This is a genomic window from Haloechinothrix aidingensis, from assembly GCF_013450155.1.
In the GTDB taxonomy this organism is placed as follows: Bacteria; Actinomycetota; Actinomycetes; order Mycobacteriales; family Pseudonocardiaceae; genus Haloechinothrix; species Haloechinothrix aidingensis.
Genome location: NZ_JACCKD010000006.1, coordinates 13538 through 37668 on the forward strand (window position 1 = coordinate 13538; position 24131 = coordinate 37668).

The 24131-nt window shown below is 70.1% G+C and carries 20 protein-coding genes, 1 tRNA gene and 1 other RNA gene; 17 read left to right on the top strand and 5 right to left on the bottom strand.

What is annotated here, in order from left to right:
* Positions 1-104 precede the first annotated feature (104 nt).
* Positions 105-1172, bottom strand: coding sequence for a hypothetical protein (locus H0B56_RS16095; RefSeq protein ID WP_180893914.1), 1068 nt, complete (start codon positions 1170-1172; stop codon positions 105-107).
* A gap of 187 nt (positions 1173-1359) precedes the next feature.
* Here H0B56_RS16095 and H0B56_RS16100 point away from each other — a divergent pair, with 187 nt between their 5' ends.
* Positions 1360-2028, top strand: coding sequence for a M48 metallopeptidase family protein (locus tag H0B56_RS16100; RefSeq protein ID WP_343063920.1), 669 nt, complete (start codon positions 1360-1362; stop codon positions 2026-2028).
* 4 nt (positions 2029-2032) lie between these two features.
* Here the strand turns inward: H0B56_RS16100 and H0B56_RS16105 are convergent, their stop codons facing one another.
* Positions 2033-3454, bottom strand: coding sequence for a zinc-dependent metalloprotease (locus H0B56_RS16105; RefSeq protein ID WP_180893915.1), 1422 nt, complete (start codon positions 3452-3454; stop codon positions 2033-2035).
* A gap of 123 nt (positions 3455-3577) precedes the next feature.
* Here H0B56_RS16105 and H0B56_RS16110 point away from each other — a divergent pair, with 123 nt between their 5' ends.
* Positions 3578-4777, top strand: a complete 1200-nt coding sequence (locus tag H0B56_RS16110) for a YlbL family protein (RefSeq protein WP_343063921.1) — start codon at positions 3578-3580, stop codon at positions 4775-4777.
* Positions 4778-4823: 46 nt separating this feature from the next.
* Here H0B56_RS16110 and H0B56_RS16115 read toward each other — a convergent pair whose 3' ends face one another.
* Positions 4824-5510, bottom strand: coding sequence for a PPA1309 family protein (locus H0B56_RS16115; protein ID WP_180893916.1), 687 nt, complete (start codon positions 5508-5510; stop codon positions 4824-4826).
* 156 nt (positions 5511-5666) lie between these two features.
* Here H0B56_RS16115 and H0B56_RS16120 point away from each other — a divergent pair, with 156 nt between their 5' ends.
* The 9 genes from H0B56_RS16120 (at position 5667) to ssrA (ending at position 14517) form a co-directional block, all read left to right on the top strand.
* Positions 5667-8615 (top strand): UPF0182 family protein, encoded by a 2949-nt coding sequence (locus H0B56_RS16120; RefSeq protein WP_180893917.1) that lies wholly within the window; start codon positions 5667-5669, stop codon positions 8613-8615.
* A 133-nt stretch (positions 8616-8748) separates the two neighbouring features.
* Positions 8749-8825 (top strand) — tRNA-Met (locus tag H0B56_RS16125).
* Between the two features lie 260 nt (positions 8826-9085).
* A complete protein-coding gene (locus H0B56_RS16130; protein WP_176440047.1) occupies positions 9086-9595 on the top strand; it encodes a PadR family transcriptional regulator in 510 nt (169 codons plus the stop codon).
* 100 nt (positions 9596-9695) lie between these two features.
* Positions 9696-10817, top strand: coding sequence for a peptide chain release factor 2 (gene prfB, locus H0B56_RS16135; RefSeq protein WP_180893918.1), 1122 nt, complete (start codon positions 9696-9698; stop codon positions 10815-10817).
* 98 nt (positions 10818-10915) lie between these two features.
* Entirely contained in the window at positions 10916-11605 is a 690-nt protein-coding gene (ftsE, locus tag H0B56_RS16140) for a cell division ATP-binding protein FtsE (protein WP_089303146.1), read from the top strand.
* Between the two features lie 74 nt (positions 11606-11679).
* A complete protein-coding gene (ftsX, locus tag H0B56_RS16145) occupies positions 11680-12585 on the top strand; it encodes a permease-like cell division protein FtsX (RefSeq protein WP_180893919.1) in 906 nt (301 codons plus the stop codon).
* A gap of 76 nt (positions 12586-12661) precedes the next feature.
* Positions 12662-13138: an SsrA-binding protein SmpB gene (gene smpB / locus H0B56_RS16150; protein ID WP_180893920.1), complete on the top strand. Its 477-nt coding sequence runs from the start codon at positions 12662-12664 to the stop codon at positions 13136-13138.
* 12 nt (positions 13139-13150) lie between these two features.
* The gene (locus H0B56_RS16155) at positions 13151-14092 is read left to right on the top strand and encodes an amidohydrolase family protein (RefSeq protein ID WP_180893921.1); all 942 of its coding nucleotides are present in this window, start codon (positions 13151-13153) and stop codon (positions 14090-14092) included.
* A 45-nt stretch (positions 14093-14137) separates the two neighbouring features.
* Positions 14138-14517: a transfer-messenger RNA gene (gene ssrA, locus H0B56_RS16160) on the top strand.
* A gap of 508 nt (positions 14518-15025) precedes the next feature.
* Here the strand turns inward: ssrA and H0B56_RS16165 are convergent.
* On the bottom strand, positions 15026-15637 hold the full coding sequence (locus tag H0B56_RS16165; protein ID WP_180893922.1) for a hypothetical protein: 612 nt from the start codon (positions 15635-15637) through the stop codon (positions 15026-15028).
* A gap of 371 nt (positions 15638-16008) precedes the next feature.
* On the opposite strand from H0B56_RS16165, the gene H0B56_RS16170 reads away from it, so the two are divergent.
* Entirely contained in the window at positions 16009-16224 is a 216-nt protein-coding gene (locus H0B56_RS16170) for a hypothetical protein (RefSeq protein ID WP_180894200.1), read from the top strand.
* On the opposite strand, the gene H0B56_RS16175 is transcribed toward H0B56_RS16170, so the two are convergent.
* On the bottom strand, positions 16221-17006 hold the full coding sequence (locus H0B56_RS16175) for an IclR family transcriptional regulator (protein ID WP_180893923.1): 786 nt from the start codon (positions 17004-17006) through the stop codon (positions 16221-16223). The genes H0B56_RS16170 and H0B56_RS16175 overlap by 4 nt on opposite strands.
* A gap of 91 nt (positions 17007-17097) precedes the next feature.
* Between H0B56_RS16175 and hutH the strand changes: the two genes are divergently transcribed.
* From hutH to hutI, 5 genes are read left to right on the top strand one after another with little or no spacing between them, the layout of a single operon-like run.
* Positions 17098-18660, top strand: a complete 1563-nt coding sequence (gene hutH / locus H0B56_RS16180) for a histidine ammonia-lyase (protein ID WP_180893924.1) — start codon at positions 17098-17100, stop codon at positions 18658-18660.
* Between the two features lie 25 nt (positions 18661-18685).
* The gene (gene hutU / locus H0B56_RS16185; RefSeq protein ID WP_180893925.1) at positions 18686-20353 is read left to right on the top strand and encodes a urocanate hydratase; all 1668 of its coding nucleotides are present in this window, start codon (positions 18686-18688) and stop codon (positions 20351-20353) included.
* Positions 20354-20396: 43 nt separating this feature from the next.
* A complete protein-coding gene (locus H0B56_RS16190; RefSeq protein WP_343063938.1) occupies positions 20397-21623 on the top strand; it encodes an allantoate amidohydrolase in 1227 nt (408 codons plus the stop codon).
* Between the two features lie 5 nt (positions 21624-21628).
* Complete coding sequence (locus H0B56_RS16195; RefSeq protein ID WP_343063922.1) at positions 21629-22942, top strand: formimidoylglutamate deiminase; 1314 nt, start codon at positions 21629-21631, stop codon at positions 22940-22942.
* Positions 22939-24117, top strand: coding sequence for an imidazolonepropionase (gene hutI / locus H0B56_RS16200; RefSeq protein ID WP_180893928.1), 1179 nt, complete (start codon positions 22939-22941; stop codon positions 24115-24117). The genes H0B56_RS16195 and hutI overlap by 4 nt, the downstream gene beginning before the upstream one ends.
* Positions 24118-24131: the final 14 nt, after the last annotated feature.

Here is a 24131-nt window from a genome sequence, read left to right on the forward strand (position 1 = left end):
TCGATACGCACAGCATCGATACACACGGTATCGCTACACCGGGCATCGTGGTGTCGTTGCCGGGTGCGGTCCGCTGGCGTACGGGCGGCGCGGTGGCGCGCTGCTCACCGCCTGGTGCGGCAGCCGCAGCGTGCGTGTGGCTGCCAGCTACGTTGCCGCAGCCGGCCGTCGAAGACGTCCAGCTCCAGGGTGGTGTTCCAGGTAGGGCATGGCTCGTTGTCGGACCACAGGCTGCGAACCGCCTGGCCGACAGCCAGTGCCGCGACGGCGTGGCTGCTGACCGGCCCCGCGGGCCGGGGCCGGCCCGCGAGCCTGCCTGCGACCCATGGCCAGCCGCTGTCCCGTTCGGCGCGGTGCAGGTCGGCGCAGTGCAGGCAACTCGTCCTGCCGGGTACGACGAGGGGACCGACGATGCCGGTGCCGTCCCGCACGCGGACGGGCAGGTGCGGTATCCGCTCGCTCATGAGCCGGTGTACCAGTTCGGGCGACGGCACCACGGCGTCGGTGAGCACGGCCAGGTCGGGATACCGGTCCGACGGCACGGGCGCGGTGTCGGTCGTGGGATTGGCGTCCCGGACGGCGTCGACGACGGCCGCGTGCCGCGGGCGCCCGATATCCCCGGACCGGTCGCCGCGGGTGACGTCGGCCGTGGCCATCGTTCCCGTGGTTTCGACGGCGACGTGCCCGATGCCCGCGGTGGCGAGTCCGGTGGCGACCGCTCGGCAGAGTGGCCCGTCCCCGTGTACGAGCATCATGCTGTGCGCGCAGCGGTCGCCGAGCGCGGCGCCATCGAGCGGCCGTGTCCCGGATGCGCGCGTCCCCCACAGTGCCGTGTCCGACGGGCAGCCGTGTGGGATGTGGTGCGTGGCGGCATCGTCGACAAGGCCACGTTCGGTGAGCTCGGTGAGTACCCGCCGCAGCTGCGCACGGTCCGCTGTGCCCAGGTCCGCCAGCAGCGTGGGCAGGCCGCTGGTGCCGTCGAGGGCACCGAGCACGGTCGCCAACTCTGACGAGACCCCGCTGATCACCACGGCGTGGCGCGGGTCGAGTCCTACCTGCAACTCGGTTCCTCCGCGCCGGAACACCCCGATGCCGGGCACCAGCCGCGGCCTGCTCGGCAGCCGGGTGCGGGCCCGCGCCGGGTGAGATCCGGTGTGCCGTGCGTTCGTCATCACCCCGGATCGTGCACGTTCCTGGCGAACGTCCTGCCCGCCGGCCCGCGGGTTGTCCACACTCCGACGCGCGAGTGTCGCGCCGGTACAGGGCTGATACAGCACAACCGCGCGTCCGGGGGATCTCGTGGTGGTTCTTCGGATGCGTTCCGGTGGAGCTGTCGTGGGTGCGTCGTAGTGTGGGGACGTGCGTGACTCGCCGAACCCCAGAACCAGCCCCAGAAGCAGCCCCGGCGCCGGCCCGAGAACCGGCTCCGGTACGACGAGCGACGCTACGCCGTCGGCCACCCGCGTCGAGGTCCGGCGCAGCAAGCGCCGCCGCCGTACCGTCTCGGCATACATGGACGGCGGCACCATGGTGGTGCTGATCCCGGACCGGATGTCGCGCAGTGAGGAGCAGCACTGGGTCGCCGAGATGGAACGCAAGTTGCTGCGCAGCGCGAAACGGAAGGCCTCGCCCGCGCGCGCGTCGGACGAGGCGCTGATGGCGCGGTGCCGCGAGCTGAGCCTGCGGTACCTGGACGGCACGTGCGAGCCCGCGAGCGTGCGGTGGGTGGCGCCGATGCGCACCAGGTGGGCCTCATGTACGCCCACGCAGGGCACGATCCGCGTCAGCGAGCGGCTCCGCGATGTACCCGCGTGGGTACTGGACTACGTGCTCGTGCACGAGCTCGCTCACCTGCGGGTGTCCGCGCACAACGCCGAGTTCTGGGCGTTGTGCGGCCGCTACCCGAAGACCGAGCGCGCGATCGGCTACCTCGAGGGGCTCTCGGCGGCCGCCGGCTTGGGCATCACCGGTGTCGACGACCCGGCAGCCGAACCCGCAGCCGGAACCGACGGCGAGCACCTGGCATGACCGGTCAGCGCGCCTCGCCGCCCTGGTCGCCGCCCTCGTCGTCGCCCCGGTCGCCCTGGTCGTCGTCACCGCCGTCGCCGGGTGCCGGGCCGCCGGTGTCCTCCACCGGACCGCCCGCGTCCTGCTCGGTACGCAGCAACTCGGCCATGGGGTCCATGTCCGCGTGTTCGCCCTGCCCGAGACGCTCGGCGAACTCCTCGGGATTGTCGAGGTCCTCGGCGGTGGGGATGAGGTCGGGGTGGGCCCACAGCCCGTCCCGCTTGCTCATCCCGTGACGCAGGCCGACCTGGCTCCACAGCGAGGAGGCCGCGCGGAGCTTGCGCGGCCGCAGCTCCAGGCCGACAAGCGTGGCGAAGGTCTGCTCGGCGGGGCCGCCGGTGGCGCGCCTGCGGCGCAGCGTCTCGCGCAGCGCCTCGGCACCGGGCAGCCGGTCACCGATCGCCTCCGCGACCACGACGTCGACCCAGCCCTCGACAAGGGCCAGTAACGTTTCCAGACGGGTCAGCGCGACCTGCTGTTCTGCCGAGGTTTGCGGCTCGAACAAGCCGGAGGACATGGCTTCCTCGATACTCGCCGGGTTCGACGGGTCGATCTTGCTGGCCAGCTGTTCGATGGCCGCGGTGTCGACCGTGATGCCGTGCGCGAACTCCTCGACCGTGTCGAGCAGCCGCTGGCGCAGCCACGGCGCGTGCGCGAACAGGCGCTGGTGCGCGGCCTCGCGCGCGGCGAGGAAGACCAGTACTTCGCTGCTCGGTCGCTCGAGCCCCTCGGTGAACTTCTCGATGTTCGCGGGCAGCAGGGCGGACGTGGCGTCCGGACCGAGCGGCACGCCGACCTCTGTCGAGGTCAGAACGTCCGCGCCGAGCTGGGCGAGCGCGTTACCGAGCTGCGAGCCGAAGGCCATCCCGCCCATCTGGTCGACCATCGACAGCAGCGGCCCCGCCGCCTGCTTCGCCTCCTCCGGTAGCGCGCCCGTCCACGCGCTGGCGATCTGCTTGGCGACGGGGTCGCACAGCCGTTGCCAGGTCGGCAGCGTCTTCTCCACCCAGTCCTTGGCCGACCAGGCCTCGGTGCTCGTCGCCCCCGCGGGCAGCGTGGTGGCCGCGTCGAGCCACAGCTCGGCGAGATGCGCGGAGTCACGGACGGCCTTGGCGGAGTCCGCGGACACCGATGTGCTGGTGAACCCCACCTGCTTGCCACCTTCGCCTGCCAGGCGCTGCATGGCGATCTGTTTGGCCAGGTCGTAGTTGACCGGCCCACTCGACTGCCCCGCCTGGCTGAGCATCTGCCCGAGCTGGCTGAGCATCTGCCCGAGTTGGCTGAACGGATCGGAACCTTGCGACTGCTGCCCGGACTGGTCGGACGGATCGTTCTCGCCGTATCGATCAGGGTCCGGCATGCCGAAACCGAACGGGGGGTTGCTCATACCTCCACGGTACGCGGTACGGCGGGACCGGTGTGCCGGACGTCGGCTCTCCGTGCGGACGTCACGTCACCTGTCGGCGAACACATCGACGCGTCCGAAACGGCGCGCCGTAGGCTGTGCGGTGTGAGCGATTCGGAGGAAGGGCACGAGCACACCCGGGCAGCGGGCCGGCAGCAGGGTCACGCGGACGAGACACTGCCTGACCCGTACGGCGACCCGTACACGCCCGCGCAGCCGCGCAACCGGCGCACCCTGTCCCGGCGCGGATGGACGTTGCTGCTCAGCGCGCTACTCGCCGCGGCGTTCGCCGCGGTTGGGTTCACGGTCAGTGTCCCTTATGTCGCCCTCGGCCCCGGCCCGCTGTACGACACCCTCGGGGAGGTCGAGGGGGAGCCGGTGATCTCCTTTCAGGACGAGGACGGCGAGGACGTGGCCGACGAGCTCGCGTACGAGACGTCCGGCACGCTGAGCCTGACGACCGTGTCGGTAGCAGACGACGTCACCATGTTCAGCGCGCTCGTGAGGTGGGTCAGCGGCGAGTACGCGCTGGCGCCACGGGAGCAGTACTTCCGGCCGGGGGTTCCGGAGGAGGAGATCAGGGAAGAGAACATCGCGCAGTTCGAGAACTCGCAGAGCGCCGCGGAGTCGGCGGCGCTGGGCCTGCTCGGTTACCCGACCGACGTGTTCGTGCAGGAGGTACTGCCGGACCAGCCCGCCGACGGGGTCCTGCCCGCGAACGCCGAGCTGATCAGTATCGAGGGTGCGCCGGTGGAGACCGTGCAGGACGTGCACGACGAGCTCGAGGGCTCCCGGCCGGGACAGACCATCGACGTGACGTTCCGCGAGCACGACGAGGACGGCGACGAGGTCGGCGACGAGCAGTCCGCACCCCTCGAGCTGGGCGAGCGGGACGACCGTGAGCAGGGTTTCATGGGTGTCACGCTGAGCGAGCGCGCCGATGTGGACTTCACCGTCGACTTCACGCTCGCCGACGTGGGTGGCCCGTCGGCAGGGGTGATGTTCGCACTCGCGATCGTCGACCGGATGACGGAGGACGAACTGGTCGGCGACAGGCATGTCGCCGGCTCCGGGGAGATCAACGCGACAGGGGACATCGGCCCGATCGGCGGCATCGGGTTCAAGATCGAGGCTGCCGACGACGCCGGGGTCGACGTCTTCCTGGTTCCCGAGCAGAACTGTGCCGAGGCCGCGGCAGCAGGCCCCGAGGACATGCTGCTGATCGAGGTCGGCTCGCTCTCCGAGGCCGTCGACGCGCTCGAGGCGCACAGTGCGGGCCGGGACGTGCCGACGTGCCGGGAGTGACGTCCGGGCCCCGCGGCTGAGGGGCGGACTGCCGGGGAAGGGGACGTCAGGGCTGCAGCGTCGCCTCGAGGGCCCGGATCAGGTTGGGCGCAAGGTCAGGGTGTTCGATGACCTCGTCGACGGGGAACTGGCCACCACCGGCCTCGCCGGTCCGCGTGGTATCCGGGCCGTTGTCGGCATCCCGGTCCCGCGCGCCGCCGCCCGTCTCCGCCTCTCCGGTCGACGCGCGCAGCCGCATGACGCAGGCGCGCGTCCCGTCGCGCGTAACGGCCGCGACGAGACGGGCCTCCGTCCGGCTGGGGTGGTCGGCTGCCGCGCGGCGCAACCGCTCGTCGTCCTGCCCGCCACCTGCTGAGCCGTCGCTGTCCTCGCCGTTCTCGCTGTCTCCGGCGCCGGGCAGGTCGCCTTCCGCGTCCGGGGGCAGCACGATGATCTCCTGCGCGAGCGCGCACCCGTGCACGGTCTCCGGCCAGACGATGCCCGCGAGGGCCTCGGCCAGATCGCTGTCCGGCAGCGCCTCCTGTGCGACCGGGGTCAACGCGGCATGCGTGTCCAGCTGGTCCTCCAGCTCGGGTTGCTTGGCCAGCAGGCTGGCGGTGTCGACGAGAGCGAACAGCTGCACGGGCTGGTTCCACCCACCGGCTGCGAGGAACTCCTCCACCTCCCGTGCCGCACTGGCCACACTGGTATCGACGCTCGCATCGGGCGCGTCGGAAGCGTCAGGCTCTGCCATGCCCCCATCCTGCCAGTGCGGTGGTCGGCGCGAGCGCGACCCGGTTGGGGGCGGCAACGGATAATCCGTACAGTTGAACGATATAGAGGCGCAGCGGCGTAGCAGCGCGCCGGCCCGCTACGATACTCGGACAAAACAGACACAGGAGCGTGTGCCGTGGCCACCAGGCCCCCTGTCAGCATGCCGCAGCTGAGCAAGCGAAGCCGGTTCCTCCTCATCCTCGGCGGTCTCGTCGTGCTGGCCTTGCTCGCCGGGACGAGACTGATCGACACCTATGTCAACTGGTTGTGGTTCGGTGAGGTCAACGCGCGATCGGTGTTCAGCACGATCCTGTTCACCAGGATCGCGATGTTCTTCTCCGTCGCGATAGTCGTCGGTGGCATCGTCGGGCTGAGCCTGTATCTGGCGTATCGCAGCCGGCCGGTCTTCGTGCCCGTCGCCGCCGAGGACGATCCGATGGCGCGGTACCGCACCACCATCATCGGCAGGGCGAAGCTGTTCGGGATCGGTATCTCCGCGATCATCGGCCTGATCGCCGGGGCGACGGCGCAGGCGGACTGGTCGATGGTGCGGCTGTTCTTCGGCGGTACCGACTTCGGGAGGACCGACCCCGAGTTCGGCCATGACATCGGGTTCTACGCGTTCAGCCTGCCGTTCTGGAACTGGCTGGTGAGCCTGGGACTGGTGGTGAGCGCGATCGCGTTCATCGCGGCGGCCGTCGTGCATTACGTGTTCGGTGGCATCCGGTTCGGGGGTGGCACGGGCAAGCTCGGCTACTTCAGCAACGCGGCGAAGGTCCAGCTCGCGATCACCGCGGGGATCTTCGTGCTGATCAAGGCTGTCGACTACTTCCTCGACCGCTACGACGTGCTCCTGTCGGACCGCAACGACGTGTTCATGGGGGCGACCTACACGGACCTGCACGCGGTGCTGCCCGCCAAGCTGATCCTGACCAGCATCGCGGTGTTCTGCGCGCTCGCCCTGTTCGCCGGGGCCGTGCTGCGCAACCTGCAGTTGCCCGCGATCGCGCTCGTGCTGCTGTTGCTCTCCGGTGTCGTGGTCGGCGCGGCCTGGCCCGCCCTGCTCGAGCGCTTCTCGGTGCAGCCGAACCAGATCGAGAAGGAAGCCGAGTCCATCGAGCGCAATATGGCGGCCACAAGGGACGCCTACGACATCAACGATGTCGAGTACATCGACTACCAGGGCACGACGGAGGCCGACGCGGACGAGGTCGCCGAGGAGATCGGCACGGTGCCCAACATCAGGCTGCTGGACCCGACCGTGCTGCAGCGGACCTACACCCAGCTCGCGGGCCGGGAGAACTTCTACGGCTTCCCCGAGGAGCTCGATATCGACCGGTACCAGCTCGACGGGGAGCTGCAGGACTACATCGTGGCGCTCAAGGAGATCAACACCGATGGCCTGGCGGAGAACCAGCGCACGTGGATCAACCGTCACATGGTCTACACGCACGGCAACGGTTTCGTGGCCGCGCCCGCGAACCGGATCGACCGGGCCGTGGGCGGGGAAGGCAGCGACGGTGGCTTCCCCCTGCTTGGCACGAGCGATACCGAATCGCCGGAGGGCAGCGGTGTCCACGTCGACCAGCCGCGGGTCTACTACGGCGAACTGGTGACCGACTACGCGATCCTGGGCGAGTCCGGGCCCGGTGAGTACGACACGGCCGACGCGCGCGACTACAACTACCAGGGTGACGGTGGCGTCCCGGTCGACAGCCTGTTCCACCGCTCGGTCTTCTCGGCGTTCTACGGCGAGCGGAACATCCTGTTCACCGGGGAGATCGGTGAGGGATCGAAGATCATGTACAAGCGGGACCCGGTCGACCGGGTGCGCGACATCGCGCCGTGGCTGACCGTGGACGGCGATCCCTACCCCGCGGTGATCGACGGGCAGATCAAGTGGATCGTGGACGGCTACACCACCCTGGACAACTACCCGTACTCCCAGCAGCAGCCGCTGGGTGAGGTCATCGAGGACCCCATCACCGGGCTGGAACGTCCCGACCAGAACACGATCAACTACATCCGTAACTCGGTGAAGGCCACCGTGGACGCCTACGACGGCACGGTGAACCTGTACACCAACGACCCGGACGATCCGGTCCTGCAGGCCTGGAAGAACGTCTTCCCCGGCCTGGTCAACCCGGAGGAAGAGATCTCGAGCGAGCTGCGCGAGCACTTCCGCTACCCCTCGGACATGTTCAAGGTGCAGCGGGAACTGCTGACCCGGTACCACGTGGAGAGCCCGCAGCAGTTCTACTCCACGAACATGTTCTGGGACGTGCCGCCGGACCCCACGAACGACGAGGAGGAGGAGCAGCCTCCGTACTACATCCTGGCCGACACACCGGGCTTCGAGGAGCCGACCTTCCAGCTCACCAGCCCGTTGACGCCGCTGCGCAGGCAGTACCTGGCCGCGTGGATGTCGGTGTCGTCCGATCCGGAGACCTACGGGCAGATGAAGGTGCTGCGGCTGCCGCCCACCGACGAGACGAAGCAGACCGAGGGGCCGGTCCAGGTGCAGAACCGGTTCGACAGTGACCCGCGGGTCGCCCAGGACCGCACGCTGTTCCAGAACCCGAACATCAACGTCCTCTACGGCAACCAGCTGACCCTGCCCCTGGCCGGCGGTTTCCTCTACGTCGAGCCCCTCTACATCGAGCAGACAGGGGAGAACGCGTTCCCGCAGCTGGCACGCGTGCTGGTCGCCTTCGGTGACCGGGTGGGCTTCAAGCCGACGCTCGAGGGAGCGATGGAGCAGGTGTTCGGTGAGGGCCTCGGCGATGTGGTGACCAGCCCGGAGGAAGGGCCCAGCGACGTCGAGGTGCAGGAGGGCGAGTCCGGGGAGGAACCGGCCGAGGAGCCGGAGGAGCCCGAGGAAGAGGAACAGGCCGCGGCCACACCGGAGATGCAGCAGGCCGCGGCGGACATGCAAGCCGCGTGGCAGCGGTACCAGGAGGCCCAGCGCAACGACGACTACGCCGCGCAGGGCGAGGCGCTGGCCGAACTGGACGAGGCAGCGCAGCGCTACGAGCAGGCGCGGAGCGACGCCGGTGCCGAGGGTGCCGGCCAGCCGGGCGGCTGAGGACGCTCGTCTCCCGAGCTCTGGCCTGAGACAATCGTGGTGGCCGCATGTGCGGCCACCACGATTGTCGTTCGGGGACCCCCCGTGTGGGGGCGCCGGGGCGCCGGTGTATAGTGAAGATACAACAAAACGACGCGGGGTGGAGCAGTTCGGTAGCTCGCTGGGCTCATAACCCAGAGGTCGCAGGTTCGAATCCTGTCCCCGCTACCACCACATCGGGCCCCTATCCGGTTTGCCGGGTAGGGGCCCGATGCATGTCGCATGCCCGCTGTGCCCGCCGGCTCCCGGGCCGGGCGGCGAGCGGCAGGTCGAGCCCACGTGCGGGCCGGTACGTCCTGCCGCCCGGGTCCTACGTGGCCGCGCGACAGTCCCACCCGAACAGGTAACGGTCCGCTGCGCACCGGTTTCTATTGTGGACCTGATCAGGGCCACAGTGGACACGAGGCCGTATACGTGGCACTGTAGACATCATGGCCGATATCAATGCCACATCAGCAGCTCTGCTTGGCTTGCTTCACGACGGTCCCGCGACGGGCGGGCAACTGGTGGCGAGTGCTGAGGCAGCGTTCGGGACGTTCTTCAGCGTGACGCGTAGCCAGGTCTACCGGGAGCTCCCGGTGCTCGCCGACGCCGGGCTGGTACGCCTCGGCAAGCGCGGGGCGCGTTCGAGCCAGCAGTACGTGCTCACCGCAGCCGGGAAGAAGGCCTTCAGGCAGTGGGTCAACGCGGAGTCGGGTCCCGACCACATCCGCAGTACCTTGATCCTGCGCCTGGTCAACTCCGGGACGGTGACGGACAAGCAACGCGCGGAGCTCATCGAGACCGCTCGTGCGCGCTACAAGGAGGACGCGGCGACGGCGAAGGCGAACGCGCGGGAAGCCGCGGAGGCCGGTGATCCCATCGCCCAGGCGATCGCCGACTTCGGGCACGCGTACGCGCGAGCCGCGCTGAAGCTGGTCGACGCCGTCGAGAACGCGTGACGGGCACCTGAGACAGGCGTGGCACGACCTGCGTGCCACGCCCGGGTGCTACGTGCCCCTTGCCGGTCGCCCGCACGGGTGGCGCGTAACCTGGGGAGTTGTGAGCGTGGATGCCGAAACACAGCTGAAGGATCTTTCCAGCACGCTGAGCCAGGTCGAGGCGGTGATGGACCTGGAAGCGTTGCGTGCTGAGGTGGCCTCGCTGGAGGAGCAGGCCGCCGATCCGGGCCTGTGGGACGATCCCGACACGGCTCAGCAGATCACGAGCAGGCTCTCGTACCGCCAGGCGGACCTGCGCAAGGTCACCGAGTTGCGGCAGCGCCTCGACGACCTGGGCGTGCTCTACCAGCTGGCCGCGGAGGCCGACTCCGCGGAGGAGGCGCGGCAGACCCGCGAGGAGGCCGACGCCGAGCGCGCGCGGCTGGCAGAGGAGATCGACGCGCTCGAGGTGCGCACCCTGCTCTCCGGCGAGTACGACGAGCGCAACGCCGTGGTCAACATCCGTGCGGAGGCAGGCGGGGTCGACGCGGCCGACTGGGCGGAGATGCTGATGCGCATGTACTTGCGGTGGGCCGAGCGGCACGACTACCCGACGGAGGTCTACGACATCTCCTACGCGGAGGAAGCGGGGATCAAGTCGGCGACCTTCAAGGTGAACGCCCCGTACGCCTACGGCACGCTGTCGGTGGAGCAGGGCACGCACCGGCTGGTGCGGATCTCGCCGTTCGACAACCAGAGCAGGCGGCAGACCTCGTTCGCGCACGTCGAGGTGCTTCCCGAGGTGGCGGAGGTCGACCACATCGACGTCCCGGACAAGGACATCAGGGTCGACGTGTACCGCTCGTCGGGGCCAGGGGGCCAGAGCGTGAACACCACCGACTCCGCGGTGCGTATCACCCACCTGCCGACCGGGGTGGTGGTCTCCTGCCAGAACGAGAAGTCCCAGCTGCAGAACAAGGCCGCCGCGCTGCGGGTCCTGCAGGCCAAGCTGTTGCAGCGTAAGAAGCAGGAAGAGCAGGCCGAGCTCGACGCGCTCAAGGACAGCGGCTCGAGCTGGGGCAACCAGATGCGGTCGTACGTGCTGCACCCGTACCAGATGGTCAAGGACCTGCGTACCGACTACGAGGTCGGCAACCCCACTCCCGTGCTGGAGGGTGAGCTCGACGGCTTCCTCGACGCGGGTATCCGGTGGCGCAAGCAGCAGGAGCAGGAGCAGGACTGACCGGCTGGTAACCGGCTACGGGGCGGCGCGAGGACTTGCACCCGACACGGGCCGGTGCTATGGGGACTTAACACGGTCGGCGGGTAGGATCGCACACCGTGATCCGGATCGAAGATGTCACCAAGGTGTACAAGACCTCGACGCGACCCGCGTTGAACAACGTGTCGTTCGAGGTGGACAAGGGCGAGTTCGTGTTCGTCATCGGCCCGTCCGGATCGGGAAAGTCGACGTTCCTGCGCCTGTTGCTGCGGGAGGAGACTCCCACCAAGGGCAAGATCTATATCTCGAACGTCGATGTGGCGAAGATGCCCCGCCGCAAGGTCCCGCGGCTACGGCAGACCATCGGATGCGTTTTCCAGGACTTCCGGCTGCTGAGTAACAAGACCGTGTTCGAGAACGTCGCCTTCGCGCTCGAGGTGATCGGCAAGCCGGCACACACCATCCGCAAGGTGGTACCGGAGGTGCTCGAGCTCGTCGGCCTCGACGGCAAGTCCGATCGCATGCCCAACGAGCTCTCCGGCGGTGAGCAGCAGCGCGTCGCCATCGCACGGGCCTTCGTCAACCGGCCGTTGATGCTGCTCGCCGATGAGCCGACGGGAAATCTCGACCCCGACACGAGCCAGGACATCATGCTGCTGCTCGAGCGCATCAACCGGACGGGTACGACCGTGCTGATGGCCACGCACGACCACTCGATCGTCGACTCGATGCGCAGGAGGGTGGTCGAGCTCGAGTTCGGCAAGGTGATCCGGGACGACGCGCGAGGAGTGTACGGCGTCGGTAACTGACAAGGAGCCTGTCCCGGTCCCCGCCCCCGCAGACCAACCGATCCCCGCCCCCGACTGAAGGACTGTGTCGCCCGATGCGTGCCAGCTTCGTGTTCAGTGAGGTCGTCACCGGTCTCCGCCGGAACGTCACGATGACCATCGCGATGATCCTGACCACCGCGATCTCGCTCGCCATGCTCGGTGGTGGCCTGTTGATCACGCAGACGGTCGATCTCACCAAGGAGCGGTACCTCGACGACATCGAGGTGTCGATCTTCCTGACCGATGACGTCAGCGCCAACGACGAGAGCTGCACCGAGGACCCCTGTGCCGGGCTGCGGAAGTCGCTCGAGGAGAGCGACGAGGTCGAGACCGTCATCTACCAGAGCAGGGACGAGGCCTACGAGAGCTTCCAGCGGATCTTCGAGGAGCAGCCCGAGCTGGTCGAGCTGGCGCGGCCCGAGGCCTTGCCCGCATCGCTGCGTGTCCGGCTGGTCGACCCGGAGCGTGCCGATGTGATCACCGAGGAGTACGAGGGTGAGGCGGGTATCGCGCAGATCCAGGACCAGGGGGTGTTCCTGGAACGGCTCATCGACGGGCTGAACAGCTTCCGGAACATCACCCTTGTGGGGTCGTTGGCCCTGCTGGCCGCGGCCCTGCTGCTGATCGCCAACATGGTGCAGATCTCGGCGTTCACCAGGCGTACCGAGGTCGGGATCATGCGGCTGGTCGGTGCGACCCGGTGGTACACCCAGCTACCGTTCCTGCTCGAGGCCATGGTCGCCGGGGTGATCGGTGCGATCCTCGCCGCAGGCTCCCTTGTCGGCCTGCAGCTGTTCGTGGTGGACGGGGTGCTGGCCGAGCTTCGCGAGGCCGGCATCATCTCGCTGCCGTCCCTGCTGTACACCGTGCTGATCGTGGCGCCGGTGCTGCTGATCAGCGCCATGGTGATCTCGGCGATCACCGGCTACGTCACGCTGCGCATGTACGTGCGCCACTAGCGCGAGGTGTACCGGGGTGCCGTCGCCGGCGCCGCGGTGACGAAAATTGCGTGGAGCGTACCCGTAGAGTGGAAGCATGCCGAAAGAACGTGGTCGCACGATGATCGTGTCGAACAGGCGCGCCAGGCACGACTTCACGATCCTCGACACCTTCGAGGCGGGAATCGTGCTGCGGGGCACCGAGGTCAAGAGCCTCCGTGCGGGCAAGGCGTCACTGGCCGAGGCCTTCGCCACGGTCGACGACGGTGAAGTGTGGCTCCGTGGCATGCACATCCCGGAGTACGAGCAGGGCACGTGGACCAACCACGAGCCGCGGCGGCACCGCAAGCTCTTGCTGCACAGGGATGAGATCGCCAAGCTGATCGGCAAGACCAAGCAGAGCGGGCTCGCTCTCGTGCCGCTGTCGATGTACTTCTCCGACGGCAAGGCGAAGGTCGAGCTGGCGCTCGCACAGGGTAAGCGTAAGCACGACAAGCGGCGCGACCTCGCGAAGAAGGACGCGGAGCGAGAGGTCGCCAGGTCGGTCGGCAGGGCAGTCAAGGGCAAGATCTAGGGCTGTCGAACCGTGGTGGGCGAAGCCGGTCCGGCCACCGACGCAGAAGTGGCCTCCTGGGTGAGCTCGCTCGGTGTGCCCGGGCTGGTCGACATACACACGCATTTCCTGCCCGAGCGGGTCATGCGCAAGGTGTGGGCGTACTTCGACGGTGCCGCCGAGCACTACGGCACAGCGTGGCCGATCCACTATCGCCTGCCCGAGCGGGAGCGGATCGAGGTGCTGCGCGCGCTCGGGGTACGGCACTTCGCCCCGCTCGTCTACCCGCACAAGCCCGGTATGGCGGAGTGGCTCACGAGGTGGGCGCGGGAGTTCGGCACGACCGTCGCCGAGGCCGTGCCGACCGCGACGCTCTACCCGGAGCCGGGCGCCGGTGCGCAGGTGGCCGCGGCGTTACGCGCCGGCGCCCGGTGCTTCAAGGCGCATATCCAGGTGGGCGATTACGACCCGCGCTCGGACCTGCTCGATCGGGCATGGGGGTTGCTGGCAGAGGCCGGTGTCCCTGTGGTCGTGCACTGCGGGCACGGGCCGATCCCCGGTTCGTATACCGGTGTCGAGGTCTTCGGCGAGGTGCTTCGACGGCATCCGCGCCTGGTCGCCGTGCTCGCGCACGCGGGAATGCCCGAGTACGAGGACGCGCTGGCCCTGGTGCGCGCGTACCCTCGCGTGTACCTGGACACGACGATGGTGGGAGTGGACTTCACCGAGAGTATGGCCCCGTTGCCGCGGGACTGGCCCGCCAGGATCGCCGGTTGCGCGGATCGCGTGGTGCTCGGCACGGACTTCCCGAACATTCCCTACCCCTACGCGGCGCAGTTGCGTGCGATCGCGGGCTGGGCGGAGCGGCATCCGGGGCTGGGGCGGCGGTTCCTGCGTGCGGTACTGCACGACACGCCCGCTGCGTTGCTCGGCGTGTGTGAAGGTACCCCGGTCCCGCGCGGCCGGGAACAATGAGTTTGCCGCAGGCGTTATGCTGGACGGGCAAACGCCGAGAACGAAGGGGGTGAACGGTTTCGACTCTGTTCGTCGAATCAGGGGAAGCGTGCCGGTGCAGGCGAGAGACCACCGTTAAGCGTCGTCGCACATCAATAAGCGCCAACAAACAAGAAGCGCGCCAGGATCAGTTCGCGCTCGCTGCGTGAGCTAGTTTGATCCTTGTCGGCCCGGGGATGCCTCCGACCCGGTGGCCGGCATCAGCTAGGAGGACTTACCACTGAGGTTGGTCGCGGACCTGAGTGGGACATTCTACAGCGACTGGGCCCGTCACACCGGCTTGTTCGCGTGACCGGTGGGGCCGAGTAGAGGCACAGCGAACTGCGCACGGAGAAGTCCTGGTGAAGCAACAGAGGACCCGGGTTCGATTCCCGGCACCTCCACAACGAGAACCGTCAGCACAGGTCCGGGCCAGCGGGAAACCGCTGGCCCGGACCTGTGTCGTGCGCCCGGCTGCGGAAAGCCCGTGGACGGCTACCCCGGTGCGCACGGGAGAACGTCGCCGTGCGGTATGTCGCCTCACCTGCGAGGATATACACAGGGTATGATCTTCTGACGGATCCGTAATGTGACGTTCCTCGCTCTTTGGCGCAACGAATCGGTAACGGGTGTAGAAAAGATGAGCGCCGATGGTGACGGATCGGGAGGTGTGTAAGTGGCCCAGCGTGAGTCGGACCTGCCTGTCTCGGTCGCCGAGTTGCTGCGCCGGGAAGGCCGACGGGCCGAGCCGGTCCTGCGGCGCGACCAGACCAGGCGCGGTGGCCCCGCCGCTGTAGCCGCTAGCGTCACCGTGCTGTGCGGCGCGACAGCGATGGGCATGCTCGCCCTCGCACCGGAGACGGGGCTGTCGCCCGCGCCGAGCGCGCCGAGTGACTGGGCGCATCCGAACCCGGGTCAGGGTGATCCCGGCTTGCCGACCACCCTGGGTGCCGCGAGCCACGGCAGCGAGTCGAACGACCCCGGTGCGGGCTCCTCGGTGGCGCTGGGGACCGGCAGTGGCGGTGGTGCCTTCGCTGGGCACGACACCGGCTCACTGTCGGGTGTGTTGCCGACCTGGAGCGGCATCACGGGCGAAACCGGCGAAGGGGAGGGCTCCGGCAGCGCCTCGGCCGGTGAGTCCGCGCCCAGTACGACACCCACCGGGCAGCGGGAGCGGTCCGGAAGCGGGACGTCGCGCACGAGCGCGCCCGCGTCGAGTACCGCGTCCGCGCCGCAGGAGGGTGCGAGTTCGACCGAGCCGTCCGAGTCGTCCGAGCCGTCGGCGGCGCCGTCGAGGTCCCGGACGCGCGGATCCGACGCTCCGCGGTCCTCGCGGCCGCCGGAGCCGAGCGGGCCGCCGGAGAGCTCGCAGCCGCCACGGTCGTCGCAGCCGCCACGGTCGTCGCAGCCGCCGGAGTCCTCGCAGCCACCGGAGTCGAACGGGCCGCCGCGGTCGGACAACCCGCCGTCCGAGTCCGGTGCCGCGGAGTCGAGTACGCGTTCGGGCGAGCGTGGTGGGCAGGACAACGCGTCGGACCGGGGTGAGCGCGGCCGTTCCGGGAGCAACGGCGCGCGTGGCTGATCCCGGGCGAGCTGTGGTGGGCGACACTTTGGTACATCTCTTTGCATGTACCGGCTCATCGATTAGGCTGAATGGTGTCTGCCGGTCCCCCAGCGGCAGACGGTAGCCCCGGGCTCCGGTTTCCCCCCAGGCCGTCGAGCCCGGGGCCTTCACTTTCCGGGCACTTTCCGGGCGTGCTCTCCAGCGGCCGGATGGCGTCCCTGTGCCACTGACGCAGATGCGCCCATCACGGGTTGCCCGACTGTAATGATGGTCACGCGTGCGTGATCCGCACGGCTGCAATTCCAAGCACGGACAGCCGGAACGAGGAGACCACATGATGTTGGCACGGCACGTGAGTACCGACGAGGACCATCGCTGGTCCGCGGAAGGCCGGGAGGTCGAGCGAGCCCGCCAGCAGGATCAGGCGAACAGGGCCGCCATCACGGTGGCCGGGCACTCCGCCGATGCGGTCGAGTGCAGGGAGCTACTCGAGATGCTCGGACTCGAACCGGAGTCGGTGCGTCCCGACTCGGCGTCCCCGGCCAACTAGCGCTCCCGGCCGCCGAGCCGGCTCGTGAGCTCGTGCGCCGCGCCGCGTACCGCGGCGGCCAGGGCGGGCCAGGTTTCCGAGCACGCCCGAGTGCCGTCGCACGGGTGGCGGAACGTCATGCCGATCGCGGCGATCGGGTGCGCGGAATGGTCGAACACCGGGCAGGCCACCGACGCGAAGTCGGTGGTGACGAAGCCGTCCTCGACGGCCCAGCCGGTGCGGCGTTCCGCGGCCAGCCGTTCGCGCAGCTCGCCGAGGGTGCGCGGACCACGGTTGGTGCGCCGGACGAACGCGTCCCCGTCCGGGAACAGGGCCCGTACCTGGGGGCGGGAGAGGTACGCGAGGATGGCGCGTCCGGTCGCGGTCAGGTGCGCCGGAAGCCGCACCCCGACATCGGTGACGACCGTCTCCGGGCGTGTGGGGCGTTCCTTGACCAGGTAGAGGGACTCGTTGCCGTGCAGCACACCGAGATGCGCGGTGTGCTGCATGCGGTCGACGAGGGTACGCAGGATCGGGCCCGCGAGCCGCTCGAGTGGCTCGTGGCGCAGGTACGCCGAGCCGAGCTCGAAGGCGGCGATTCCCAGCCCGTAGCGCCGTTCGGCGGGCAGGTGTGTCACGAATCCGGCGCTTTCCAGCTCGTTCAGCAGGTGATACGTGGTCGAGCGGGGCAGCTGGAGGGTCCTGGCCACGGTCGCCGCCGGGACCGGTCCCGCGTGCGAGGCGAGCAGGCGCAGCACCGCGAGTCCCCTCCGTAACGCCGGTATCTCCGAACTCGTGCCCATGATCGCTCGCTCCCGGCCGGTGTCTGAAATACCAGACACTATTCTGCTCGCCGCGGGTGAGAAGCGGCAACCGGCGAGGTGCAATAGGGGCATGACTGACCCGGTTGCCAGCAGTGAGCCCGCCGTCGTGGTGGGGCCCGAGCCGCTGACCCCGAAGCAGGTGCATGCGGTCGCACGGCACGGTGCTCCCGTCGAGCTCGCCGACGCCGCGAAACGCCGCATCACCACGGCACGCGAACACGTGGACGGGCTCGCCGCCGGGCCGCGCCCGGCCTACGGCATCTCGACCGGGTTCGGCGCCCTCGCGGTGCAGTCGATCCCCCAGGACAGGCGCGCCGACCTGCAACGGTCACTGGTGCGGTCGCACGCGGCCGGAGCAGGGGAACGTGTGGAGGCCGAGGTGGTCCGCGCGATGATGCTGCTGCGGCTGCGGACGATCGCCACCGGGCGGACCGGCGTCACCCTCGGCACTGCCGAGGCGCTGGCCGGCCTGCTCAACGCGGGGGTGACCCCTGTGGTGCACACCTACGGATCGCTCGGGTGTTCCGGTGATCTGGCGCCGCTGTCCGCGGTGGCTCTCGCGCTGATCGGCGAGGGCGAGGTGGTCACATCGACCGGCCGTACGGTCCCGGCCGCCGATGCGCTCGCCTCGGCCGGTATCGCGCCGGTGCGGCTGGCGGAGAAGGAAGGGCTGGCGCTGACCAACGGCACCGAGGGCATGCTCGGCATGCTCGTGCTCGCGCTGGACGATCTCGGGCGACTGCTCGACATGGCCGACCTGACGGCGGCGATGAGCGTGGAGGCGCTACTGGGCACCGACCGGGTATTCGCGGACGACCTGCAGTTCCTTCGGCCGCATCAGGGGCAGGCCGTGTCGGCGGCCCGGATGAGCGCGCTGCTGGCGGGCTCGGCCATCGTCGCGAGCCACCGCGGGGACGACTGCCCGCGCGTGCAGGACGCCTACTCCCTGCGGTGCGCCCCGCAGGTGCACGGTGCGGCGCGCGACACCCTCGAGCACGCACGGATGGTCGCGGGCCGCGAGCTCGCCGCTGCCATCGACAACCCGGTTGTCCTCGACGACGGCAGGGTGGAGTCGAACGGCAACTTCCACGGCGCGCCTCTCGGCTACGTGCTCGACTTCCTTGCCGTGCCCGTCGCCGACCTCGCGAGCATGGCCGAGCGGCGCACCGACCGGATGCTGGATGTCTCCCGGTCCTCCGGGCTGCCGCCGTTCCTCGCGGACGACCCCGGGGTCGACTCGGGCCACATGATCGCGCAGTACACCCAAGCCTCGCTGGTTTCGGAGCTCAAGCGGCTGGCTGTTCCCGCGTCCGTGGACTCCATACCGAGCTCGGCGATGCAGGAGGACCACGTGTCGATGGGGTGGTCGGCGGCGCGCAAGCTGCGTACCGCCATCGACGGGTTGACGACGGTGCTGGCCGTCGAGTTCCTCACCGCGGCACGAGCGTTGGACCTGCGCGCCCCGCTGAGCCCGGCGCCTGCCACCGGGGCGGCGGTCGGTGTGCTGCGCGAGCGGGTTGCCGGTACCGGACCCGACAGGCACCTCGCGCCGGAGATCGCGGCGGCGGCCGAGGCCGTGCGCGGCGGTGAGGTGCACGAGGCCGTAGCGCCGTACCTACCGACCGAGTTGTGAACGCGAGCGCGAACGGAGGCCGCACGTGACCGAGAGCCGTACGGTACGGGCAGCGCGGGGCAGCACGCTGACCGCACGGAACTGGCAGTCCGAGGCCGCCCTGCGGATGCTGCACAACAACCTCGACCCCGAGGTGGCCGAACGTCCCGAGGATCTCGTGGTCTACGGCGGGACAGGGAAGGCGGCACGGGACTGGGCGAGTTTCGACGCGATCAGCGCCTACCTCACCGGGTTGGAGGACGACGAGACGCTGCTTGTGCAGTCCGGCAAGCCGGTCGGCATGCTGCGCACGCACGAGTGGGCACCGCGGGTGCTGATAGCCAACTCGAACCTGGTACCCGACTGGGCCGGTTGGGAGGAGTTCCGGCGGCTGGAGGCCCTCGGCCTGACCATGTACGGGCAGATGACCGCCGGATCCTGGATCTACATCGGTACCCAGGGGATCCTGCAGGGTACTTACGAGACGTTCGCGGCGGTCGCCGAGAAGCGGTTCGGCGGGTCGCTGGCCGGGACCCTGACCCTCACGGCCGGGCTCGGCGGCATGGGTGGTGCCCAGCCGCTCGCGGTCACCATGAACGGGGGAGTGGCGCTGGTCGTGGAGTGCGACGCTGCGCGGGCGCGGCGCAGGCTCGACACGGGCTACCTCGACCGGCTCGCCACCGACCTCGACGACGCCGTGCGCCGCGTCGACCAGGCACGGCGGGCCCGGCAGGCACTGTCGGTCGGTGTGCTCGGCAACGCGGCCGAGGTGGTGCCGGAGCTGCTCAGGAGGGGAGTGGAGGTGGACATCGTCACCGATCAGACCTCGGCACACGATCCACTCGCCTACCTGCCTGCTGGGGTCGACGTGGCCGAGTGGGCGGGCTACGCGCGCGCCAAACCGGAGGAGTTCACCGAGCGGGCCCGCGAGTCGATGGCCGCGCACGTGGCAGGCATGGTCGGCTTCCTGGACGGCGGAGCCGAGGTATTCGACTACGGCAACTCGCTGCGCGGCGAGGCCCAGCTCGGTGGTTTCGATCGCGCGTTCGCCTACCCCGGGTTCGTGCCCGCGTACCTGCGCCCGCTGTTCTGCGAGGGCAAGGGGCCGTTCCGCTGGGTCGCGCTGTCCGGCGACCCAGCCGACATCGCCGCGACGGACCGGGCGGTGCTCGAGCTCTTCGGCGACCAGCCCGCGTTGGCCCGGTGGCTCGCGATGGCCGGTGAGCGCGTCGCGTTCCAGGGACTTCCCGCACGGATCTGCTGGTTGGGCTACGGCGAGCGGCACCGTGCCGGATTGCGGTTCAACGAGATGGTCGCCTCGGGGGAACTGTCGGCCCCGGTCGCCATCGGCCGCGACCACCTCGACTGCGGATCGGTCGCATCGCCGTACCGCGAGACGGAGGGCATGGCGGACGGTTCCGATGCGATCGCGGACTGGCCGTTGCTCAACGCGCTAGTCAACACGGCGTCCGGGGCGAGCTGGGTGTCCCTGCATCACGGCGGTGGCGTCGGGATGGGGCGATCGATCCATGCCGGGCAGGTCTGTGTGGCGGACGGCAGCGAGCTCGCCGCGCGCAAGCTGGAACGCGTGCTGTCGAACGATCCCGGCATGGGCGTGATCCGGCACTGCGACGCCGGATACGAGCTCGCCGACCGCACAGCTGCCGAGCGCGGTGTCCGTATCCCGATGCGAGGCGACCATGCCGCCGGGTAGTGCTGAACGACGCACAGAGTCCGCGCAGTGGACTGAAAGCGTCATTCAGCGCACTCTCGGGGAGATCGAGGGGATCGGCGGGGACCGCCTGCGCGGTGGGTACTCGCGGCACGTGTTCACCAGCAGCGAGCTCGAGCTGCGGGAATGGTTCCGGGCCGAGGCCGCCGCGCGCGACCTCGACGTCGAGCAGGACCGCAACGGCAACCTGTGGGCGTGGTGGACCGGCCCGGCCATGGCGGGGCAGGGCGCCGTGGTCACGGGAAGCCATCTCGACTCGGTGCCGGGCGGAGGCGCGTTCGACGGCCCGCTCGGCGTGGTCTCGGCGCTGTGCGCGGTGGATCGCCTGCGCGCGGGCGGTTTCCGGCCCGCACGGCCGGTGGCGGTCGTGGTCTTCGCCGAGGAGGAAGGCGGCCGGTTCGGCCTGCCGTGTCTCGGCTCGCGGCTGATGACCGGCGCCGTCGACCCGGCCCGCGCCTTGCGGTTGCGGGACGCGGACGGGTACACGTTCGCCGAGGCCGCCGAGCACCGCGGTGTGCCACCGCGGTTCATCGGCCCCGACCCCGAGCGCCTCGCGCGTATCGGCACCTTCGTCGAGCTGCACGTCGAGCAGGGGCGCCGGCTCGTCGACCTGGACGAACCGGTCGCGGTGGCCTCGACCATCGACCCGCACGGTCGCTGGCGGCTGAGCTTCACCGGTGTCGGCGACCACGCGGGTACGGCCGTGCTCGACGACCGGCGGGATCCGATGGTTCCCGCCGCGCGTGCCGTGCTGGCCGCGCGCGCCGCCGCGCGCGCGGCCCGGGCCGACGACGCGCGTGCCACCGTCGGGCGCGTCACCGCCTACCCGGGAGGAACCAACGTCGTCCCGTCCAGGGTCGACGTGTGGCTGGACGCGCGCGCGGCAGCCGAGCCGGCGGCACGCGCCGTGGCGACCGAAGTGGAGGCGGCTGCGCGTTCCGCTGCCGAGGAGGAGGGCTGCGAGGTCGAGGTGCGTGAGGAATCCTGGAGCGAGACCACCCGGTTCGACCCGGCGCTGCGGGCCGGCATGCGTAGCGTCCTCGGGGACGTACCGGTACTGGCCACCGGTGCCGGGCACGACGCCGGCGTGCTCGCTGCGCACGTACCGGCCGGGATGCTGTACGTGCGCAACCCGACCGGCATATCGCATGCTCCGGACGAGCATGCCGAGCCGGCCGACTGCGCGGACGGTGTCGTGGCGCTGGCCCGGGTGATCGCCGAGCAGGCGGCGTGCGGTGAAGGTGGTGGGTGACAGGCGTGAGCCAGACGTACTGGTGCGAGCACGCGTGGCTGCCGGACGGACCGGCGCCCGCTGTCGCGCTCACGGTGGACGACGGCAGGATCAGCGCGGTCACGCGGGACGCGCCGCGGGCAGGGACCGTGCTGACCGGGCTCGTCCTGCCCGGCTTCGCCAATGTTCACTCGCACGCGTTCCACCGCGCGCTGCGAGGCAGGACCCATGGCGGGGGCGGTACCTTCTGGACCTGGCGGGACCGGATGTACCGGCTGGTCGAACGCCTCGACCCGGACAGCTGCTACCGGATCGCCAGGGCCGTGTTCGCCGAGATGCTGCTTGCCGGGTACACCTCCGTCGGCGAGTTCCACTACGTGCATCACGACCGTGCCGGAAGGCGGTACGCCGATCAGCACGCGATGGCGCACGCACTGGTGAGCGCGGCGGGTGAGGTGGGGATCAAGCTGACCGTGCTGGACACCTGCTACCTCACCGGCGGCATCGGCGGTGAGCGGCTCGACCCCGTCCAGTACCGCTTCTCCGACGGAGACGTCGACGCCTGGGCGGCCCGGGCCGCCGCGTTCGATCCCGGTGCAGCGCACGTGCGCGTCGGTGCCGCGGTGCATTCCGTCCGCGCCGTACCGGCGGAGCACATCCCGGTGGTGGTCGCGTGGTCGCGCGAGCGCGCGGTTCCGCTGCACGCGCACGTCTCCGAGCAGCGCGCGGAGAACCAGGCCTGCCAGGCCGCCTACGGGCGCAGCCCCGTGCAGCTGCTCGCCGAGGCCGGTGCGCTCGACGAGCGGTTCGTCGCGGTACACGCCACGCACGCCTCCGCGCTGGATGCCACCTGGCTCGGCTCGTCCGACTCCTGGGTCTGCCTGTGCCCGACCACGGAACAGGACCTCGGCGACGGTACCGGCCCCGCACGGGAGCTGGCGAACGCGGGCGCGCGGTTGAGTGTGGGCAGCGACTCGCAAGCGGTCGTCGATCCGTTCGCCGAGCTGCGCTCGATGGAGATGGCAGAGCGCCTCGGAAGGGAATCCCGCGGCCACTTCACCCCGGCCGAGCTGATCGGGGCAGGCACGGCGCACGCGGCGATCGGGTGGCCGGACACCGGTCGCCTGGAGCAGGGTTCGCGGGCTGACCTGGTGCGCGTGACCCTGGACTCGCCGCGTACGGCAGGCAGTGACCCCGCAGGGGTGCCGCTGTGCGCCTCCGCGAGCGATATCCGCGACGTGCTGGTCGACGGGCAGTGGCTCGTCAGGGAGGGCGAACACCTGCGCGTGGCGGATCCCGCCGCGCGCCTCGCCGCGGCGGTCCAGGAGGTGACGGCGTGACGGCCCGATTGATCACCGGAATCGGCGAGCTGACCACGAACGAGCCGGAGCTGGGCACGCTCCGCTCGGCCGCGATGGTGCTCGACGGCGACCGCGTCGCCTGGGTCGGCCCCGCGCACGTCGCCGGGCCGGCCGACGAGCGGGTGGACGTCGGGGGGCGGGCGGTCCTGCCAGGCTGGGTCGACTCGCACACCCACCTGGTGTTCGCGGGGGACCGCACCGCGGAGTTCGAGGCACGCATGGCGGGTGAGCCGTACTCCGCGGGCGGCATCGCGGTGACCGTGGACGCGACGCGGCGCGCGCCGGACGACGTCCTGGCCGGCAACCTGGCCCGGCTGGCGCACGAGGCGCGGATGCAGGGCACCACGTACCTCGAGACCAAGACGGGGTACGGCCTGACGGTCCCCGACGAGCTGAGGTCCGCACGGGTCGCGGCCCGGGTGGCCGACGAGGTCACCTTCCTCGGCGCGCACATCGTTCCCGGCGAGTGCGCGGCCGAGGAGTACCTGGACACCGTGACCGGCCCGATGCTCGACGCGGTGGCCGAGCACGTGAGCTGGGTCGATGCCTTCTGCGATACCGGTGCCTTCGACGAGGAGCAGTCCGAGCGGGTGCTGCGGGCCGCGGCCGACCGTGGCCTCGGCGTGCGGGTACACGGCAACCAGCTCGGTCCAGGGCCGGGGGTGCGCCTCGCCGTGCGATGCGGTGCCGCCAGCGTGGATCACTGCAGCTACCTGGACGAGGCGGACGTGGCGGCGCTGGCCGACAGCTGGAGCGGGACGGCGACGGGCACGGTGGCCACCGTGCTGCCTGCCTGCGATCTGTCGACACGGGGACCGCTGGCCCCGGCCCGCGCGCTGCTGGATGCCGGAGCCGTCGTGGCACTGGCCACCAACGCCAACCCGGGGAGCTCCTATACGACCTCCATGGCGTACTGCGTGGCGACCGCGGTGCTGCAGATGGGGCTGACGGTGCCCGAGGCGGTGTGGGCGGCTACCCGGGGCGGGGCCAGGGCACTGCGCGCCGACACCGGGGAGGGTGCCGTCGGCGTGCTACGCCAGGGCGCTCGCGCGGACGTGCAGGTGCTCGACGCGCCATCGGTGACGCATCTGGCCTACCGGCCGGGTGTGCCGTTGACATGGGCCGTCTGGCGCGACGGCGCCCGGTTGCGCTGAGGTGTGCGGAGCGG